Genomic DNA, 18,378 nt, shown 5'->3' on the forward strand with positions numbered 1-18,378 from the left:
ATAATAGGGTTTATGTGCAATCGTTTGCGCTGACTCCCCTATAAATTTTATAACTTAGTAACTGAGGGAGTAATATTTATTATATAGGAGGAAGATTAAATGAAAAAGAAAATTTTAATATTTATCTTATTATTTTGGGTAGTTAGTTTGCCAGTATATTCTTTTAGCAATGGTCCAATTGTTAAACAAAAGGCATCAGAGGAGAAATATTCTCATTTGCAAGTATCATCACCTGATTGGCGAGATCAAGTTATTTATTTTATATTAACAGACAGATTTAATGATGGAAATCCTGATAATAATAACCAAGGAGTTGGAGAATATAATCCTAACCATAAGGATTTTTATAGCGGAGGAGATTTACAAGGGATTATAGATAAAATTAATTATATAAAAAACCTAGGAGCAACAGCAATTTGGATTACTCCTCCTGTAGCTAATCAATGGTGGGATCCTTGGGTACAAGTAACAGGTTATCACGGTTATTGGGGACGGCATTTCAAGAAGGTAGATGAACATTATGGTACATTAGATACTTACAAAAAATTATCAAATATTTTGCATAAGAATGGAATGTATTTGATTCAAGATATAGTTCCTAACCATACAGGAAACTTCTTTACTTATAAGGATGATAAATATAATCCTTATAAGCCAGGTGAGAATTTCATATTAAATAAGAAGTCAGAACCTGTTAGTAAGCCAGTTCAATATCCATTTAATATGAATAATTATAATAATCAGAAAGATCGCAAGGCTAATATATACCACTGGACGCCTAAGATTAAGGATTACAAGAACAAAAAGCAGGAAAAAAATTATCAAATTAGTGATCTTGATGATTTAAATACAAGTAATCCAGCAGTTAGAGATGCATTAAGAGATTCTTATGGATACTGGATAGAGGAAGTAGGAGTAGATGGATTTAGGGTAGATACAGTTAAATTTATTGAACATGAGTTTTGGAATGACTTCTTTTATGCTGATGATGCTGAAGCACCAGGTATTATGAAAGTAGCTAAGAAGAATAAAAAAGATGATTTCTTAGCCTTTGGAGAAGTATTCGAAGCTTCTGATCCTTTAAGTAAAGAAGGAGATAAAAAGGTAACTAGGTATTTAGGTACTAAAGATAAGCCAGAGTTACCAGCTGTCTTAAACTTTCCTTTACATGTAACATTAAGAAGGGTTTTTGCTCAAGGAAGGCCAACGCATCATTTGAGTTATAGACTAAATGTAACAATGAATGAATATAGAAATCCGTATATAACTCCATTGTTTATTGATAATCATGATGTAGCTAGATTTTTAGAAAAAGGTTCTCGTAAAGCTATGAAACAGTCTTTAATGTTTATGTTTACTATTCCAGGAATTCCGATTGTTTATTACGGGACAGAACAAGGATTTACTGAACAACGTGGTTCAATGTTTGCTGAAGGATTTGGTTCTGGTGGCAAAAATCACTTTAATCAACAGGCTAATTTATATCAGTATATTAAGAAGTTAGCAGAGACTAGAACTTCTAATAGGATATTAACTAGAGGTACAATTGATGTATTACAGGATAATCATTCTGGTTCAGGAGTCTTTGCATATAAGAGAGAATATAAAAAGAAGACGGCTTTAGTTCTCTTTAATACGGCAGACCATCCAGTATTAATGAGTAACCTTGGGACTGGATTGAAAGAAGGAACTAGGTTGAAGACGCTTGTACAGATGAATGAATCTGATGAAGTTGTAGTCGGAGAGAATGGTGAAATTACTACGGAACTTGCACCTAGAGCCGGATTAGTATTATTATCCACAGAAAAGAAAAGGGATATTGCTACGACTGATTCTAAAATAGATGTTCAAACAACAATTAATAATGAAACGTTTACTGATGATATTAAATTACAAGGTAAGGTAAAAGGTGATATTGAACAATTACGAGTAGTAGTAGATGGAAATCTTGCACAAGCAACAGATGTAGTAGTCGGTGCAGATGGAAATTGGAATGTAAATCTACCAATTAAAGAGTTTGGATTAGGTAAGAATCAACACAGTTTAGCTGTTTATGCTGCAGATAAAGGTATTGTTTCAGAAAGGTTTACTTTTACTACTAAAGTAAGTAGCCAGAGTTCAAGTCTTATAGTTAAGGATCCAGCTGGTGATATCCACGGGCCAAAAGGAGAATATACTCTTCCACAAGATAAAAGCTTTGGTTCGCAAATGGATATCAGACAAGTAAAAGCAACTCTAGTAGGCGGTAACCTAAAATTAAACTTAAAGATGGCGGAGATAACTGACACTTGGAATCCAGATAATGGATTTGATCATGTAGTATTCAATATATTTATAGATTTACCAAATGAATCAGGAGCTAAAGTACTACCAAGATTGAATGCTACTGCTCCAGAAGGATTCAAGTGGGATTATCAAGCATTTGTAGATGGTTGGAATAATGCTTATTATTCTGCTGAAAGAGCGACTAAAGATAAGTATGGTAAATCGATAATTCCAGCCCCAAAAGTAAAAGTAAATAAAAGTAAGAAGACGATAGAATTTAAGTTTAAATCTGACTCTTTTGCTGGTTTAGGTAATTTAGTGGGAGTGAAAGTCTATATAACAACTTGGGACTTTGATGGTTCGCAAGGTATCTTACGTCCATTAACTTCTAAAGGTGGCCCTTGGTCATTTGGAGGTGGAAATGGAGATACTGATCCACTAATTGCTGATGATACTAAGATGATTACTATTGATTCTGTTGATTATAATAAGCAGGCAATTGATAAAGCTGAACAAGAAAAGTTAGAAGTAAATGGAGATATAGCATTAGAAGTTGGCGACTCAATAGAGTTGACGGTCAATAAAGAAGGTGTTATTTGGAAGTCTAGTAATGAGGAAATAGCTAAGGTTACTACTAATGGCAAAGTTAAAGGTATTAAACCAGGAAAAACCACTATTACAGTTAGTTTAAAAGGGGAAACAGTAATAAAGACAATAAAAGTTAAAGAAAAAGCAGAGATTAATCAAGCTTACTTATTGGGAACAGCAACTAGTTGGAAGTTTAATAAGTTCACTGCAATGAAGCAAGTAGCAGATGGAGTCTACGAAGCAAAGATTAAAGCACCAGCTCCAGTAAAGAAAGATTGGGTCCCAGAAGGGAAGAACCAAGCTTTTAAGATAGGAACTAATGGAGCTTGGCCAAGTGATGGTGGAGGTCCAGCCTTTATAGGAAAAGATGGTAAGTTGAAAGAAGATACAGGGATGGGTAATATCTACTTGAATCTAGAAGAAGGAACAGAGTATATAGTTAGAGTTAATTTAAAGGAGATGACTTATTCTATAGAACAAGTAAAATAATAATTAGTATCTTTCCTGGGGTTATAAGGCCTCAGGAGTTTTTTATTAGGTATTAATTGTATGGTGCATTTCGTGAATGAGATTTTCTATATTAAGTTTCCAATTTTGTAATTAGGGTTTAGGGACTATTTAAAAAATAGTTTTTATTTTGAATGATATTTAGAAAATGAAGGGAAAAGATATGATTTGCGGAAAAAGGTATATGGGGATTTTAGATAGGTTATAATTAATCATACAGTTTTTTCTCGGACATGATATAATAAAAGAATATAAATTAAATTGGGGGAGAATATCATGGCCAAACGTTATAATGATGAATTTAAAAAGAAAATTGTTAACCTTGTTAATAACGGTAAAAAGATAAGTGATATTATTAATGAATATGGTATTGCAAGATCTACTGTCCATAAATGGAAAAAAGACTTTAATAATTCTGGTTCTTTTAAAGCTAAAGATAATAGAACTGATGAAGAAAAAGAACTATTAAAATTACGTAAAGAAATTAAACAACTTAAGATGGAGAATGATATTTTAAAGCAAGCAGCGCTGATACTAGGACAAAAGTAGCTGTTGTTAAGGCAAATAAAGAGAAATACAGTATTAGCGCAATGTGCAAGGTGCTTAATATTTCAAGAAGTTCTGTTTATTACGAACCCAAGAAAAAGTCTTGTAATACCGAACTTGAAAATCTAATAATAACTATCTTTAAAAATAGTAGAAATAATTATGGGACTAGAAAAATCAAAAATAGACTAGATAAAAAAGGTTATAAAGTATCTCGAAGACGAATATCTAAAATTATGAAAAAGTATGGTCTAGTCTCCAATTATACTGTTAAGCAGTATAAAGTTCATTCTCCAAAATGTAATGAAGAAAAAATAGATAATATTGTTGATAGAGATTTCAATAAAAAGCAGGCCTTAGATGTTGTAGTTAGTGATTTAACCTATGTTAATGTTAATGGCAAATGGAATTATATATGCCTAATAATAGACCTGTTTAACCGTGAATTTATAGGTTGTGCTGCTGGTAAAAAGAAAGATGCTGAATTAGTAACTAAAGCCTTTTATAGTATTAAGAGACCAATTGATGAGATAAACATCTTGCATACTGACAGGGGTAATGAGTTTAAAAATAAAGCAATAGATCAGATTTTAAGTACATTCGATATTGAACGATCTTTAAGTAAAAAAGGTTGTCCTTATGACAATGCAGTAGCAGAAGCCGCCTTTAAAGTAGTTAAAACTGAATTTGTATTTAATAGAAAATTTAACAGTTTTGAAGAATTAGAATATGAGCTCTTTGATTATGTTAACTGGTATAATAACCACCGAATTCACGGGTCACTTGATTATCTTACACCTGTTGAATATAGGTATTTAATGTCCGAGAAAAAAGTGGCCTAAAAAGTGTTGACAATCCAGTTATTAAAAAACAAGCTAAGAGTATAGAGAAAAGCTTTAAGGACTTTTTATTAAATATCAGAGGGATAATGAAGGAATTATTTGAGAGATAAAATTATGCAATGCCTACAATAGATTATTATAATCAAAATGCAAGTAAATTTTATAAAAATACAGTTTTTGATGAAAATTGAAGAGATTTTTAAAAAGCTTATTAGGGCTTTAGTTAAGGATGGAGTAATCTATATTTACTTTAAATATGGTAATCGAGAAGTTTATAGAAATGTTAGATTATTTAACTAGTATGATGAAGATTCTTTTATGAAACTAAAGAATAAGTTTGTTGAATTAGAAGTAGTTAAGATGTGGAAGACTGCTGATGTTAGGGAAAATCGAGAGGATGAATACTGACTTAATGTATTGATGAAAAAGAGTTAAATAACGGGCCAACTCCCTAACAACCAACAGATACATTACTATAAAAAGCAATAGTCATGTATCCCAATAGATGGTAGTTTCTATTATATTTCCAAAAAGGTGGGGAGTTACAACCTGCTAAAAATTGGCAAGAAGCGGTAGCTCTCCCCCCTTTTTTCTCTAATCGTCGTTGCAGCTAAAAGTTGCCTAGTACTAATGAAACGTTGTGAATATGAGATTATCAAAAATTCGTGAGTACACGTCAATAATAATCTAGAGTTAACGATATTTAGATTTAAATGAAAAAAATAATATAAAAATTAGAGGAATATAAAATAATTGTGATTTATTTTTATTATTTTCCGGATTAAACCGGAAACTATTGTCGCGTTTAAAGACTATGATTGCAAGTAGTTTTATGTTATTATATATATGTAGTCAAGAGAGATAGTTAGTTAATTTCCACAATTGATTTAAAATTTAATTTAGAAGCATAAGGTGGTATACATAATGAACTTACCTAATAAAAGAAGTGGAAAAATATTAAGGATCCTATTAAACAATCAAAAACCTATAATTATTAAAAAGTTAGCTAAAGAATTTGATGTTTCTGCTCGAACAATTAGGAGTGATTTAAAAAAACTTGAAGAGTGGTTAGAGTTAAGAAATATCACTTTGATAAAGAAACCAAGAGTAGGAGTTTGGATAGAGTGTGATAGTGTTGAAAAAACAGAATTAGAAAGGCAATTATTTAAAGCGCAAAAAAATAATGATCTACTATCTCCTTCTAGAAGGCAGAAATATATTCTAAAGTGTTTATTAGAAACTGATAAACAATATACTATGAAACTATTAGCTGAAGAACTATATGTAAGTCGATCTACTATCTATAAGGATTTAAAAAAAGTTGAAACCTGGTTATCTAAATATGGTTTAATTTTAGAAAGAAAAAGAAATTGTGGGATTAAAGTTAGAGGGGATGAAAAAAAATGGCGTAAAGCAGTAGCAGATTTATTAGCTGAGCTTAAAGGAGACCAGGAACTTAAAAAAATATTAGAAAAAGAGACTAGTTTAGAACCAGATAGTAGGATTGACACCAAAACTTATCAACAGTTAAAATCTTTATTTGGAGATATAGACTTCCGTAATATTGAGAAAATTCTGAAAGAAGCTGAGAATGAATTAGGATTTTTATTTACTGATGAGGCTTTTGCTGGGTTAGTAATTCATATAGCTATTAGTATTGAAAGACTAGAACAAGGTAAAGATATAAAAATGGATCAGGAACAATTAAATAATTTAAAGGCTAAAGAAGAATTTAAAGTGGCAGAGTATATTACTACTAAATTAGAGAATATATTAAAGATAAAAATTCCTAAAGATGAAGTTGGTTATATTTCTCTTCATATTTTAGGTGCTAAATTACAACAAAACATTCAAACTAAAAGTGTAACTGATGTTTTAGAAAATACTGATTCTAAAATAGTTAAAGTAGCTAAAGAAGTTATTAATTTAGCAGCCGAAGTATTAGAAGTTGAGTTTCAAGATGATAAACAACTATTAGTGGGATTAGTATTACATCTAAGGCCTGCTATTAATCGCTTAAAGTATGGAATGAGTTTACGAAATCCTTTATTAGATAGAATTAAAGAGGATTATCCTAGTGTTTTTGGAGCTGCGTGGGCTAGTAGCATAATCTTTGAAAAACATTTAGGAATTAAAGTTAATGAAGAAGAGGTAGGTTATATTGCTTTACATTTAGGTGCGGCTTTAGAAAGAATAAATAAAAAGATAAAGGCGGTTATTGTGTGTAGTAGTGGAATTGGCACTTCGCAGTTAATAGCCAGTAGATTAGCTAAAAGATTATCTGGAATAGAAATTATGGATTTGATGGCAGCTCATAAATTAAAAAATAAAAATTTAGAAGAAATAGATGTCATTATTAGTACAATTCCATTAAATGATTTAGAACAACCAGTAATTCAGGTAAGTCCTTTAGTAACAGAAAATGATATTAATTTAGTAAAGCAAAAGACTAATTATATTTTACAAGATAAAGAAGCTGAGAAGTTAGAATTGGATTTAGAACTGAATAAAATTCACCAATTATTAAACCAAAATTTAATATTTGTAAATTTAGATGTTGAGAGTAAAGAAGAAATTATCAAATTTCTAAGTCAGCAATTATTAGATAGAAATAGTATTAAAGAAGATTTTATTGAATCAGCTTTAGATAGAGAGAAGATAACTTCTACTGGAGTAGGTAATAAGGTTGCTATTCCTCATGGCAAAGAAGATTATGTGTTAGAGTCTAAAATAGCAATAGCAACTTTAGAAAATCCAATCAAGTGGGGAGCTGAATCTGTAAATATTGTTTTTCTGTTAGCTCTTAAAAATAAAGAATCTAAGGTGTTTTTTAAGCACTTTCATAAGATTCTTGATAATCCAAAAGCAATCAAGAAATTAGAAGAATCTACAACTAAGGAAAATATAATAAAGTCTATTTTATAAAAGGAGTGAGTTAGATGAATGATTTAATTAATGAAGAATTAATCAGTTTAGATGTAGTTAAGGGGGATAAACAAGAAATAATTAAGTCATTAGCAAGCTTAATTGATAAAAGTGGAAGATTAGAATCATTAGATAAATACTATGATAGTTTACTCACTAGGGAGGAAAAATCTAGTACTGGAATTGGAAATCAAATAGCTATTCCTCATGGTAAATCTAGTAGTGTTAAAGAACCAACTGTAGCTTTTGCTAGATTAAAAGAAGGAGTTGATTGGGAGGCAATTGATGACCAATCAGTAAAATTAATCTTTTTATTAGCTATTCCTGAAGAAAGTAAGTCAGATGATCATTTGAAGATTCTAGCTACTTTATCTCGTAATTTATTAAATGATGGTTTTAAAGAAGAATTATTAAATGTTCAAACTAAAGAAGAAGTTAATAAAATTTTAACTCAAATGTTTTAATAATAAAATTAATAAGGAGTGATGATAATGAAAATAGTTGCAGTAACAGCTTGTCCTACTGGAGTAGCTCATACTTATTTAGCAGCAGAATCTTTAGAAAAGAGTGCAGAAGAAAGGGGAGTAGAGATTAAGGTGGAAACCCAAGGATCAGTTGGAATAGAAAATAAAATCACTAAAGAAGAAGTAGCAGAAGCTACAGCAGTTATTATAGCTGCAGATATTAATATTTCTAAGCCAGAAAGATTTAAAGGAAAGCCTAAGTTAAAGCTTGAAGTTCAAAAAGCAATTAAACATTCAAATCAAATCATAGATAAGATAATTAAAAACTTTAGAGAATAATCAAAAACTTATAAATTAGGAGGGATAGTTTATGAAGGAAAAGTTAAAAGAAATTAGAGGTCATTTGATGACTGGTGTAAGTCACATGATTCCTTTTGTAGTTGCTGGTGGTGTATTAATTGCTTTTGCAATTATGTTAAGTGGTGTTGAGGCTGGTAAGGGAGCGAATGTAACTAATCCGGCTCTTAAAAATTTATTGGATTTAGGGGTAGCAGGATTTACAATGATGGTTCCAGTTTTAGCAGGTTATATTGCTTATTCAATTGCTGATCGTCCAGGATTAGCTCCAGGTATGATTGGAGGTTATTTAGCAGGACAGATTGGAGCAGGATTTTTAGGTGGTATTGTTGCTGGTATCATTGCTGGTTATGTTGCTAATTGGATTAAAAATTGGTCTGTGCCAGAAGTTTTAAAACCTGTAATGCCTATTTTTGTGATTCCGTTATTATCTACAATTATTGTTGGTAGTTTGATGCAGTATGTAATAGGAGCTCCTATTAGTAACTTTATGACTGGTCTTAAAGGTTGGTTACAAGCTATGAGTAATGGAAGCCAAGTAATATTTGGGATTATCTTAGGAGCTATGATTGCCTTTGATATGGGTGGGCCAATAAATAAAACAGCTTTCTTATTTGGTACAGGATTAATTGAACAAGGTGTATATACGGTAATGGGGCCTATTGCTGCAGCAATTTGTATTCCACCATTAGGTATGGCTTTAGCAACTACACTAGCACCTAATAAATATACGGAACAAGAAAGACAAGCAGGTAAAGGAGCTTTCTTTATGGGATTGATAGGAATTACTGAAGGAGCAATTCCTTTTGCAGCAGCTGATCCAATTAAAGTTATTCCTTCTATCGTCACAGGTTCTGCTGTAGGTTCAGTAATAGCTATGTTAAGTGGAGTAGGAGACCATGCTCCTCATGGAGGTTTAATTGTATTGCCAGTAGTAGATAATAGATTAATGTTTGTTGTGGCAATTGCTGTTGGAGTAGCAATTACTGCTGTAATGGTAAATGCTTTAAAATCAGAGGTAGAAGAAGAAATAGTTGAAGAAGAGTCAGCAGAGGAAGAGCTTGATTTAGAATTTGATATGAGTTAATTTGATAAGAAGATAATATCTTAACCTCTTGGGGTGGCCCTAAGAGGTTATTTTATATAAAATCAAATAATGTTGTAGAGAGGAGATTAAAGAAGAAAAGATTTGGGGAGAAAGAGCTTTAGAGAATAAACTACATAGAGATTTACCAGAGGGCTTAATAGGTAGTTAGGAGCTAGCAGCTCATGACAATGGTAGTGGTAAGGTAAATAACGGAAAGTTAGCTAGGAAGACACTAATGGAAGTTATTAAAGAAGAAGGAGAAAAAATTTAGGAACCAAGGCTAAGGATGAGTATGCTTTGCAACATGAGAATGGAGAGTTAGATAAGACAGGGATGTGGTATGTGATTGATGCTAAAGACTAAATTAGTCTATGGAGTTAAACCTGATGTAAGTAAAGAGGAATTTGTAGCATCCATTAGAGAAGGGGGGATAAGAAAACTTAAATGAACTTAATGTTAAAGCCGGTGCCCTATATGTTAGGATAGTTATCGTAAGGAATAAAATCTGTGTTATAATAAAGTAACGACAATAAATCCTATTCTCAAGCCATAGCTAAAAAGAAGAAACCTTTAGTATTACACTCTAATAATGGTAGTCCTATGCAAGCAGCAACATTTATAGCAACTTTAGATAAACTAGGAATACAGAGTTCATTTTCAAGGCTAAGAGTAAGTTTTGCATAGTGGGATTAATTTTATAACGCCCTATCAAAGACATCATGGGCTTGATATAGATATAATGCAGAAACGTATTGAAACATATAAAAAAGCAAAAGCAGCTTATCCAAAAAGATGGTCAGGAGAAATTAGAGATTGGTCTCTTCCTAAATATGTTACATTGAATCCAATGAAAAAAGACGAAGTGGAAAAATATCTCCACCAACAGAAATCCTAATTGAAGTTCTGGATGGAGATTATTCAAAACAACCAACAGATCCATCACTATAAACCCCAATAGTAATAGATAGTACAGCAGGAGATTTAGCAACCTAACTTATTCCCTAGATAAATACCACTAGCTGCTGCCTGAGCTAAAGACCAAGAAACTCCGGAAGCATCACCGATTAAGTATAAATTTTCTATTTGTGTTTGAAAGTTTTTATCTAGCTTGATCTCTGGTTGATAAAATTTAGCATCTAGACCATATAATAAAGTATTAGCAGCAATTGGCTGATTAATCAACTTCTCTAGAGCCTGAAAAAATTTTCTTATTGCAGTTAAATACAGCTTAGGAATCTCTTTATATAAATTAGTAGGCTCTGCTTGTAAGCTAGGAGTAATACTATTAGCAACTAGCCTTTTTTCTGTTGTAGCTAACTTTTGTTTTAAATCTCCCCAACGCTGAACAATTATTCGTTCCCGGTTTTGATTAATTCTACCGATTATATTAGCAGCATAATCTCTTGCTTGCTTTGAAGTAGGAAAGTAGCGAGGAACAAACAGAGTAAAATTTAGTTTATTAGTAGCTGCTGTACCTTCAGCATAATTTTGCCCATCCGCCATTACTAGTCCCTGGTGATATTTTCGTACCACCTGTCCGCCGGGATTCATACAGTAAGTTGTAGCTGTAAAATCAGTTCCTTGATAACGCAGTTTAGTCTCAAAATTATCCTGGAGAATACTCGCAAGCTGTTTTTGCTTCATCTCAACTCTAATTCCTAAATCAACCCTAGTATTAAAGGTAGTAACCTCGGGAAAAGATCCTAACAAATTATTACTAGTAAGCCCAGTAGCTAAAACAAGCTGATCAGTCTTATAAATCCCTTGATTAGTTTGTAAATAAAATCTATTTTGCTTATCAATGGAAGTAACTTCTGTATTAAATCTAAAATCAATTCTATCCTTCAGACGATGATATAGATTAGTTGTAATTTTATAAGTTAGATCTGTTCCTAAATGTCTAACGGTAGTAGTTAGTACCTCTAAACCATGTTCTTTTGCTTCCTGGATCAACTTAGGATTTTTAGTACTGTAATGAGTTGTCTTATCCGTTCCTAACGAATAGAGAATCTGGTCGACTTTGTTTTGTAGTTTAAAAGCTGTATCAGTATTTAATTTAGTAGCTAGTTTACCACCAAAGTCAGTTGTATAATTAAACTTTCCTTCCGACTTGGCCATAACTCCGCCTAGTCCTGATAATTGATCACATTTATTACAACTAACACACTGTTTAGTCTCTTCTTGTAAGGGACAACTTCTTTTTTTAAGTGGACGACCTTGATCTATAATTTGAATCTGTAACTTTCTATCTTTCTGCAATAAAGTATAAGCTAAAAATAAACCACTTACTCCAGCACCTACTATTGTAATTCTCTTCATTTAGTTTCTCCCTCCGGTATAGTTGATTATACTATTAAATTATATTATAAATGAAGGATAATCTAAAGTAATGTCATCTGAGCTTTCTAATGCTAGGAAGTTTTTTCATATTCAAATTACTTCTTAATTGGAATAAAAAGATGTTTGATTTTGAAACTTCATCAAATAAAATATTTTATTATTGCTCTTGACAGAATAGTTATATTATAGTATTCTTTCCATAAGATAATACTAATAGGGGGTATGGGTATAAGGATAATGATACAATTATAGAGCAAGATAAAGTATATGATAAGATTGAAGAATTGATGGAGGTTATTTTTAAGTTTACTAATAAATAATTTTTATTGATTTATTTTTTATTATTAATATACCCTACAGTGGTATTTTATCAGTCACAATAACTGGATTCAATTAATGAATAAATGAACATAAGAGACTAGTAATTTTAAATTAGATAGTACAAATAAGAGAGGAAAATTAGTAGATAATATTGCATTAATATTTAGGAGGAGGTAAGAGTAATGCAAGAGTTAGGTAAAGTAATGGTTAATAAAGGGAAAGTAGCCATAGTGAAAATTGAGCGTCATTCAGCTTGTAGTAAATGTAAGAAGAATTGTGAATTAGCTGAAGATCATGAACAAGATGAATTATTAGTAGAAGTTAATAATGAAGTAGGAGCTTATGAAGGACAAAGAGTAAAATTAGAATTAGAAGGAAGCAATTTAGTCTCAGCTGCATTATTGGTATATTTGTTTCCCCTTTTGGCTTTGGTAGGTGGTTATTTTATAGGGGACAAATTTATTATTCAACAAGGTGAAGTAGGAGGAATTATAGGAGCAATTGTATTTTTAGTTTTGTCTGTTGTAGTAATAAAAATATTGGGAAAGAAAATGAATCCTCAATCCAAGATAACAGAAATTATTGATTAAATATTAATGTTAGGGGGAATAAAATGGGTCAATTAGTAGCAGGTATTATTTTAATTGGGGTTATAGCAGGAGCTTTTTATCTAATTGGAAGTAAGTTGGGAATTATGGATAATGACAATAGTGATGATGATTATAGTTGCCATTAAGATTAGTTGAAAAGATAAAATTAGTTGAAAAGGGGAATTATTATGCCAGATAAAAGAAATAATTATGGTCATGAGGATATTACTAACGATTTAGGGTTATCGAAGTTGATCACATCAACTTTAGGTAATAATCTATCAGGAAGCCTAGTACCAGTTATTGTTTTCGTAATAACTTCTTTTGTAACTTATTTTATTGGTTCATCTTGGGGAAGTTTTGCTTTGTTAATGCCAATTGCTATTCCTTTAGCTTCAATCACAGGTGTTTCAATCCCAATGGTTATTGAAGCTGATTTAAGAAATAATCTTTAAAGAAACTTATTATTCTTTTAATATTTTTTTAATATTTACCTCCTATACTATAAGTGTAAGATAAAAAGTTTATAAATTATCACTTAAATAAAATAGGAGGAGATAGCTATGAAGAAATTTTTAAGATTTGCTGTAGTAATGACATTGGTGTTAGGAGTTTCAGTTTATGCTTTTGCTCATGGAGGAGGAAGTAATTTTAACCAAATAAATAAAAATAATGACTACCCTCAAGATTTGAATTTATCAGATGAACAATTAGATTCTATCAATCATTTACGAGATGAATATCAAGATAAAATGCATGATTTAATGGATGATATAGTGGATAAAAATGATAATTCAAGAGATTTATACTTTAATAAGAATGTTAAGCGGAATGAGATTATTGAAGCAGAAAAAGAAGTTAACCAACTGAGAAATAAGATGTATAAATTAATGACTGAGATGCAATTGAAGATCAGAGATATGATGAGCTCTGAACAATTAGAAATTATGGAAGATTACGGAATGATGAATTTTGGTGGTATAATGGGCCAAGGTAGAGGAGGAAGAGTTAGAGGTCATATGGGTGGCTACGGAATGATGGGCGGTTATATGATGAATGGTAATAATGGTATGATGGGGATGGTAATTATTAAGATTAAAAGATTATTAAAAAGTAGATTTTAGGGACTATTAAAAGGATAGTCCCTTTTTTCTATTTTTTGAATAGGATATTAAATTATAAAGTTGGTTAAAATATATTTGAGAATTAATAAGGTGGTGTAATTATGACTAAATTTACAGTAGGAGGAGATAAAGATATGTCAACTGTCTTAGGAGTATTTAATAATGAATCTGAAGCTAATAATGCAGTTAATAAGATGAAGGATAAAGGGATCTCTGAAGATAAAATTTCATTAGTAGCTAAGCAAAATAAAGATGCTGATATTGAAGCAGGAGCAGAAATGACAGGAACTGACCAAAATTTAGCTGATGGTAGTGTTACTGGTGGGGCTTTGGGAGGAGCAGCAGGAATACTAGCTGGTGCAGGTTTATTAACAATTCCAGGAGCAGGTCCATTTTTAGCTGCTGGCCCGTTAGCTGCTGGTTTAACTGGAGCAGCTTCTGGAGGAGTTGCAGGTGGTTTAGTTGATTACGGGTTAGACCAACAAGCAGGTCAAAGATATGCCAAAAGAGTAGAGGAAGGAAAAATTTTAGTAGCTGCTGAAGGTACAGACGAGACCAGAATTAATGATGTGGCGGATATTTTACGAAAAGAAGGGGCCAAGGATGTAGCAACACATTAAAATAAAAATAATTCATTTTTTATGGAGGAAAATTGAGTATTATGTAGTAATATTATAATAAGCAGGATATTATAGTAATAATTGCAAGTAAACAACTAAAGTAACCCTCGAAAAAGGCACACTTATTGAAAGATAAGGTCGCAAAGCTATGAGTCTACGGCATAGTATTTATGATGCTATGATGGTCAGGTTACCGAAAGGATATAGGTGTACCCTATTCCTTAAATTTATTTTGCGAGGAATGGGGTTTTTTATTTAAGAGGGATAATTATAATAGATTTTATGTTGTTTAATAAAAATTAGGGAGTGATAATTATGCCTCTTTCAGTGATTATTGGTTTTGTTATTTTAGGATGGATCATCAATATTTGTTTAAAGGATAAGTCAAATTGTATGGATGCTTTAAATGATAAGTATCAAAATAAGGAGTTTTCAAAGTTTATTAATGTTTTAGGAAAAGTTAGTAACAATCGTAAGTAAGTTTAAAGTTAGTAGTAACCAAGAGTAAAAGTTGTAATAAATTAAATGGATATATTTACATTTAATTTATAATATGTTAAAATAATCATAGAATGCTATATATTTAAATCGATAAATAAAATAAGAGATTATTTAGGAGACAGAGAAGTATAATCCATATCTGGTCACCAGGATTATATGGAGTCAATGGTGAATCCGACCTAAATCTTTTAGTATAATACTAAAAGATTTAGGTCTTTTTGTTATAATGTATAATCTTATAACTTAGTAGGATGTTAAAAAAAGGGGGGGCTTATATTGTATAGTGGAATATTAAAGAAAATTTTAGGAAAAAGTAGCAGAGTATCTAGCTATGATTTAGCTGAAGAATTAGTTGAATTGGTAACAGAAGAGGAAGATAAGTTAGAACTTAGAGAAATAGGAATCAAAATATCAAAAGATAATCTAAATTTGATTTTGGTTGCTATTCACTCCTTTAGTTTTACCTTTGTAATTAAGAATAATGATTTAGCTCTTAGTTCAAATGTTCTACGTAGTATTTCTAATGATTTTTCTTCTTTATTAGTAACAGATATAAGTAGTTATTCTAATTTATTAGAAGAAATAAGAGAACAATTAATGATATCTTATAATAAGCTTTCTAATAATAGTAAAAGAGAAAAGATTAAAGAAGTAGCTAAATCATTATGTAGTTATTTAGATCTGAATAATAAAGTAGAAAAAGATTTAGTAGATGAGTTAGCCAATTACACATTTAAGGATATAACTTTGATTCAGGATTATTTAATCAGTAAAAGTAGAAATTATCGGATAGTGAAATAAATAATTGTTTAAAACATCTTTCAATTAAGAAAGATGTTTTTTATTTTTTTGACAAGTGAGTTTATGAATGCTATACTATAAGCAGATATTGAAAATCAATTTCAATTAGTCAAAATTGGATGAGGAGGAGAAAAGATGAAAAGGGCCAAGCAATGCCAGACAGATATAAGTTATTTTAGAGAGAATTGCGATTGTCTATTAAGAAGGATCGGTGCTACTATTATGGGGGTTAAGCCTGCTGAATTAAGGAGTATAAACCAAGAACAAAGTTCTTGGCAGAGATGTAAAGAGACTCTTCTAAAGTATAATCAGCTAGAAATTATAGAAATAGATATAGTTAATGGTAGGCAAAAAGTCCTTTTCTATCATACTCATGCTTTAGAAGAACAATTACAAAATAAAAATATACTTAAATTTCTTAAAAATATAGGATATCCTAAGCAGTATAGTTTAAATAAATATTTAGAAAGATTAAAGAAGAGGTTACAAGGGGCTGAATTTCCTCATGAAATAGGTGTTTTCTTTGGTTATCCTCTAAAAGATGTTCTAGGGTTTATGGGCTATGCTGATTTAGAGGTTACTCATAGAGGTGAATGGAAGTATTATGGTAATAAAAAAGTTTCTTTATTAAAACAGAAGGAATTTGATAGGGCAAGAGAAAAATTTAATGCTAGGTTAAATAAAATAGAACTGGTTGAAGAATTCCATAAAGTGATATAAAAGGTTTGAGCAATGTGCCCTCACATATTGCTTAAACCTTTTATATTTTGAGAAAAAATATTTTTTTGCAGGATATTTGAAATGTAAATAGAATAATATGAGGTGATGTAGTAGGAATTACATACTTGATTTTATTGTAGAAAAGCGTGAAAACGATTGAACAGTATATTATCTTTTAAAAAAAGTGATAATAAAATAGGGAGGAATAAAAATGAGTAATCAATATCAAGATGCAGAATGGAAAGAATCTATGCGTATTAGATTAGATGTTAACAATATGTTTGAAGATAAGATTGGAGCAGAGCATGGTTATACTAAAGAAGATGTTGATGCCTTACAAGAAAAAGTTACTAAGGGACATCAAGCAATTAAAGAGGCTAAGGAAGCAGGAGAATTAGGTTTTATGGAGCTTCCGGAAACTCATAAAGAAATTGCTAAAGAGATTAAAGAATTTGCTGAAGCTAATCGTGAGAAGTATGATAACTTTGTAGTGTTAGGAATTGGTGGTTCTGCTTTAGGTAATATTGCTGTGCAGACTGCTTTAAATGATCCTTATTATAACCTAAAGAAAGAAGCTAGAAATGGTTGTCCTAGATTATTTGTACCGGATAATGTTGATCCTACTAGATTAAAATCTTTATTAGATGAACTTGATTTAGAAAAAACAATGTTTAATGTTATCTCTAAATCTGGTACAACTGCTGAAACAATGAGTCAATTTTTAACTGCTCAAGCTGCAGTGGTAGAAGATCTTGGAGAAGATGCTGTTAGTGATCATTTTATTGCTACAACTAGTAAAGATTCTGGAAAATTAATTAAAATTGCTAAAGAAGAAGCTATTAAGACTTTCTATATTCCAGATAATGTAGGGGGGCGTTTCTCAGTTTTAACTCCTGTTGGGTTAGTTTCTTCTGCATTTGTAGGAGTTGACATTGAAGAGTTATTAGCTGGTGCTGAGTATATGGCTCAAGTTTGTGATACAGATGATTTATGGGCCAACCCAGCTTATTTAAATGCTGTACTACAGTATTTAGCTGATCAAGATGGAAAGCCAATGTCTGTAATGATGCCTTATAATCATGCTTTAAAAGATGTAGCAGATTGGTATCGACAGTTATGGGCTGAATCTTTAGGTAAGGAAGTTGATAGAGAAGGCAATGTAGTTAATGTAGGGCCAACTCCAATTAAAGCTTTAGGTGCTACAGATCAACACTCTCAAGCTCAATTATACATGGAAGGGCCATATGATAAAGTAGTTACTTTCTTAGAAGTAGAGAATTTCAAGGAAGAATTAGAAATTGGATCTGGTTATGAAGATATTGAGGGAGTTTCTTATTTAGGCAACCATACATTTAATAAATTGATCACTACTGAGAAAAAAGCTACTGAATTAGCTTTAACTAAACAAAATCGTTTAAATTGTACAGTTATATTCCCAGAAGTAAATGCCTTTACTTTAGGACAGTTTTTCTATTTATTTGAATTACAAACTGCTATGAGTGGTGAATTATACAATATTAATGCGTTTAATCAACCAGGTGTAGAATTAGGTAAAAAGTATGCTTATGGTGTTTTAGGTAGAGAAGGATTTGCTGAAATGAAAGAGGAATTTGACTCTCGACCAGCTAAAGATGATAGCTTAATCTTATAGCTTATATTTTTAATGGGCCCTATAACGGGCCTATTTTTTATTTTTTGGTTTTTTAATTAAAATGGAATTAGTGTCATATATTTATAACAGGATTTTTAACTTAAATCTTGAATTCTGTATATAGAAAGG

General features: G+C 31.0%; 17 protein-coding genes and 2 riboswitches. Of the genes, 16 read left to right on the forward strand and 1 reads right to left on the reverse strand.

Going from position 1 to position 18,378, the window contains the following annotated elements; translation table 11 throughout:
- Positions 1-99: 99 nt before the first annotated feature.
- From HALHA_RS02355 to HALHA_RS02390, 7 genes are all read left to right on the forward strand, one after another.
- Positions 100-3,342 carry an alpha-amylase family glycosyl hydrolase gene (locus tag HALHA_RS02355; protein WP_015326176.1) on the forward strand — a complete coding sequence of 1,081 codons (3,243 nt, stop codon included), beginning with the start codon at positions 100-102 and terminating at the stop codon, positions 3,340-3,342.
- A 279-nt stretch (positions 3,343-3,621) separates the two neighbouring features.
- Positions 3,622-4,748, forward strand: a protein-coding gene (locus HALHA_RS02365; RefSeq protein ID WP_156801201.1) for an IS3 family transposase whose coding sequence is annotated in 2 segments (ribosomal slippage) — positions 3,622-3,874 and positions 3,874-4,748 — 1,128 coding nt in all. Because the reading frame shifts where the segments join, the coding sequence is not laid out codon by codon here.
- Between the two features lie 924 nt (positions 4,749-5,672).
- Positions 5,673-7,673, forward strand: coding sequence for a BglG family transcription antiterminator (locus HALHA_RS02370; protein WP_015326179.1), 2,001 nt, complete (start codon positions 5,673-5,675; stop codon positions 7,671-7,673).
- A gap of 14 nt (positions 7,674-7,687) precedes the next feature.
- Positions 7,688-8,137 carry a PTS sugar transporter subunit IIA gene (locus tag HALHA_RS02375; RefSeq protein WP_015326180.1) on the forward strand — a complete coding sequence of 150 codons (450 nt, stop codon included), beginning with the start codon at positions 7,688-7,690 and terminating at the stop codon, positions 8,135-8,137.
- Positions 8,138-8,164: 27 nt separating this feature from the next.
- Positions 8,165-8,476 (forward strand): PTS fructose-like transporter subunit IIB, encoded by a 312-nt coding sequence (locus HALHA_RS02380; RefSeq protein WP_015326181.1) that lies wholly within the window; start codon positions 8,165-8,167, stop codon positions 8,474-8,476.
- A gap of 31 nt (positions 8,477-8,507) precedes the next feature.
- Complete coding sequence (locus HALHA_RS02385) at positions 8,508-9,581, forward strand: PTS fructose transporter subunit EIIC (RefSeq protein ID WP_015326182.1); 1,074 nt, start codon at positions 8,508-8,510, stop codon at positions 9,579-9,581.
- 739 nt (positions 9,582-10,320) lie between these two features.
- A complete protein-coding gene (locus HALHA_RS02390; protein ID WP_156801202.1) occupies positions 10,321-10,476 on the forward strand; it encodes a hypothetical protein in 156 nt (51 codons plus the stop codon).
- Between the two features lie 86 nt (positions 10,477-10,562).
- Here HALHA_RS02390 and HALHA_RS02395 read toward each other — a convergent pair whose 3' ends face one another.
- Positions 10,563-11,900, reverse strand: coding sequence for an NAD(P)/FAD-dependent oxidoreductase (locus HALHA_RS02395; protein WP_015326183.1), 1,338 nt, complete (start codon positions 11,898-11,900; stop codon positions 10,563-10,565).
- 524 nt (positions 11,901-12,424) lie between these two features.
- Between HALHA_RS02395 and HALHA_RS02400 the strand changes: the two genes are divergently transcribed.
- From HALHA_RS02400 to HALHA_RS02430, 9 genes are all read left to right on the forward strand, one after another.
- Positions 12,425-12,832, forward strand: coding sequence for a SoxR reducing system RseC family protein (locus HALHA_RS02400; RefSeq protein WP_015326184.1), 408 nt, complete (start codon positions 12,425-12,427; stop codon positions 12,830-12,832).
- A gap of 23 nt (positions 12,833-12,855) precedes the next feature.
- Positions 12,856-12,978: a hypothetical protein gene (locus HALHA_RS13785; RefSeq protein WP_015326185.1), complete on the forward strand. Its 123-nt coding sequence runs from the start codon at positions 12,856-12,858 to the stop codon at positions 12,976-12,978.
- A 42-nt stretch (positions 12,979-13,020) separates the two neighbouring features.
- The gene (locus HALHA_RS02405) at positions 13,021-13,287 is read left to right on the forward strand and encodes a Na+/H+ antiporter NhaC family protein (protein WP_041607623.1); all 267 of its coding nucleotides are present in this window, start codon (positions 13,021-13,023) and stop codon (positions 13,285-13,287) included.
- Positions 13,288-13,395: 108 nt separating this feature from the next.
- A complete protein-coding gene (locus tag HALHA_RS02410; RefSeq protein ID WP_015326186.1) occupies positions 13,396-13,956 on the forward strand; it encodes a Spy/CpxP family protein refolding chaperone in 561 nt (186 codons plus the stop codon).
- Positions 13,957-14,057: 101 nt separating this feature from the next.
- Positions 14,058-14,576 carry a general stress protein gene (locus HALHA_RS02415; protein ID WP_015326187.1) on the forward strand — a complete coding sequence of 173 codons (519 nt, stop codon included), beginning with the start codon at positions 14,058-14,060 and terminating at the stop codon, positions 14,574-14,576.
- 105 nt (positions 14,577-14,681) lie between these two features.
- Positions 14,682-14,774, forward strand: a riboswitch (cyclic di-GMP riboswitch).
- 117 nt (positions 14,775-14,891) lie between these two features.
- A complete protein-coding gene (locus tag HALHA_RS13420; protein WP_015326188.1) occupies positions 14,892-15,056 on the forward strand; it encodes a hypothetical protein in 165 nt (54 codons plus the stop codon).
- A gap of 126 nt (positions 15,057-15,182) precedes the next feature.
- A riboswitch (cyclic di-GMP riboswitch) is annotated at positions 15,183-15,266 on the forward strand.
- Positions 15,267-15,353: 87 nt separating this feature from the next.
- A complete protein-coding gene (locus tag HALHA_RS02420) occupies positions 15,354-15,878 on the forward strand; it encodes a hypothetical protein (protein ID WP_015326189.1) in 525 nt (174 codons plus the stop codon).
- Between the two features lie 135 nt (positions 15,879-16,013).
- On the forward strand, positions 16,014-16,598 hold the full coding sequence (locus HALHA_RS02425; RefSeq protein ID WP_015326190.1) for a DUF3793 family protein: 585 nt from the start codon (positions 16,014-16,016) through the stop codon (positions 16,596-16,598).
- A 211-nt stretch (positions 16,599-16,809) separates the two neighbouring features.
- Positions 16,810-18,249, forward strand: a complete 1,440-nt coding sequence (locus HALHA_RS02430) for a glucose-6-phosphate isomerase (protein WP_015326191.1) — start codon at positions 16,810-16,812, stop codon at positions 18,247-18,249.
- The last annotated feature ends 129 nt before the right edge of the window (positions 18,250-18,378 follow it).

The sequence above is a fragment of the Halobacteroides halobius DSM 5150 genome (assembly GCF_000328625.1).
GTDB classification, from domain to species: Bacteria; Bacillota; Halanaerobiia; order Halobacteroidales; family Halobacteroidaceae; genus Halobacteroides; species Halobacteroides halobius.

What these genes read in the sequence shown, in the direction of transcription:
- HALHA_RS02355 (WP_015326176.1), top strand. Translation starts at nt 100, where the DNA reads ATGAAAAAGAAAATTTTAATATTTATCTTATTATTTTGGGTAGTTAGT.
- HALHA_RS02370 (WP_015326179.1), top strand. Translation starts at nt 5,673, where the DNA reads ATGAACTTACCTAATAAAAGAAGTGGAAAAATATTAAGGATCCTATTA.
- HALHA_RS02375 (WP_015326180.1), top strand. Translation starts at nt 7,688, where the DNA reads ATGAATGATTTAATTAATGAAGAATTAATCAGTTTAGATGTAGTTAAG.
- HALHA_RS02380 (WP_015326181.1), top strand. Translation starts at nt 8,165, where the DNA reads ATGAAAATAGTTGCAGTAACAGCTTGTCCTACTGGAGTAGCTCATACT.
- HALHA_RS02385 (WP_015326182.1), top strand. Translation starts at nt 8,508, where the DNA reads ATGAAGGAAAAGTTAAAAGAAATTAGAGGTCATTTGATGACTGGTGTA.
- HALHA_RS02390 (WP_156801202.1), top strand. Translation starts at nt 10,321, where the DNA reads ATGCAGAAACGTATTGAAACATATAAAAAAGCAAAAGCAGCTTATCCA.
- HALHA_RS02395 (WP_015326183.1), bottom strand. Translation starts at nt 11,900, where the DNA reads ATGAAGAGAATTACAATAGTAGGTGCTGGAGTAAGTGGTTTATTTTTA.
- HALHA_RS02400 (WP_015326184.1), top strand. Translation starts at nt 12,425, where the DNA reads ATGCAAGAGTTAGGTAAAGTAATGGTTAATAAAGGGAAAGTAGCCATA.
- HALHA_RS13785 (WP_015326185.1), top strand. Translation starts at nt 12,856, where the DNA reads ATGGGTCAATTAGTAGCAGGTATTATTTTAATTGGGGTTATAGCAGGA.
- HALHA_RS02405 (WP_041607623.1), top strand. Translation starts at nt 13,021, where the DNA reads ATGCCAGATAAAAGAAATAATTATGGTCATGAGGATATTACTAACGAT.
- HALHA_RS02410 (WP_015326186.1), top strand. Translation starts at nt 13,396, where the DNA reads ATGAAGAAATTTTTAAGATTTGCTGTAGTAATGACATTGGTGTTAGGA.
- HALHA_RS02415 (WP_015326187.1), top strand. Translation starts at nt 14,058, where the DNA reads ATGACTAAATTTACAGTAGGAGGAGATAAAGATATGTCAACTGTCTTA.
- HALHA_RS13420 (WP_015326188.1), top strand. Translation starts at nt 14,892, where the DNA reads ATGCCTCTTTCAGTGATTATTGGTTTTGTTATTTTAGGATGGATCATC.
- HALHA_RS02425 (WP_015326190.1), top strand. Translation starts at nt 16,014, where the DNA reads ATGAAAAGGGCCAAGCAATGCCAGACAGATATAAGTTATTTTAGAGAG.
- HALHA_RS02430 (WP_015326191.1), top strand. Translation starts at nt 16,810, where the DNA reads ATGAGTAATCAATATCAAGATGCAGAATGGAAAGAATCTATGCGTATT.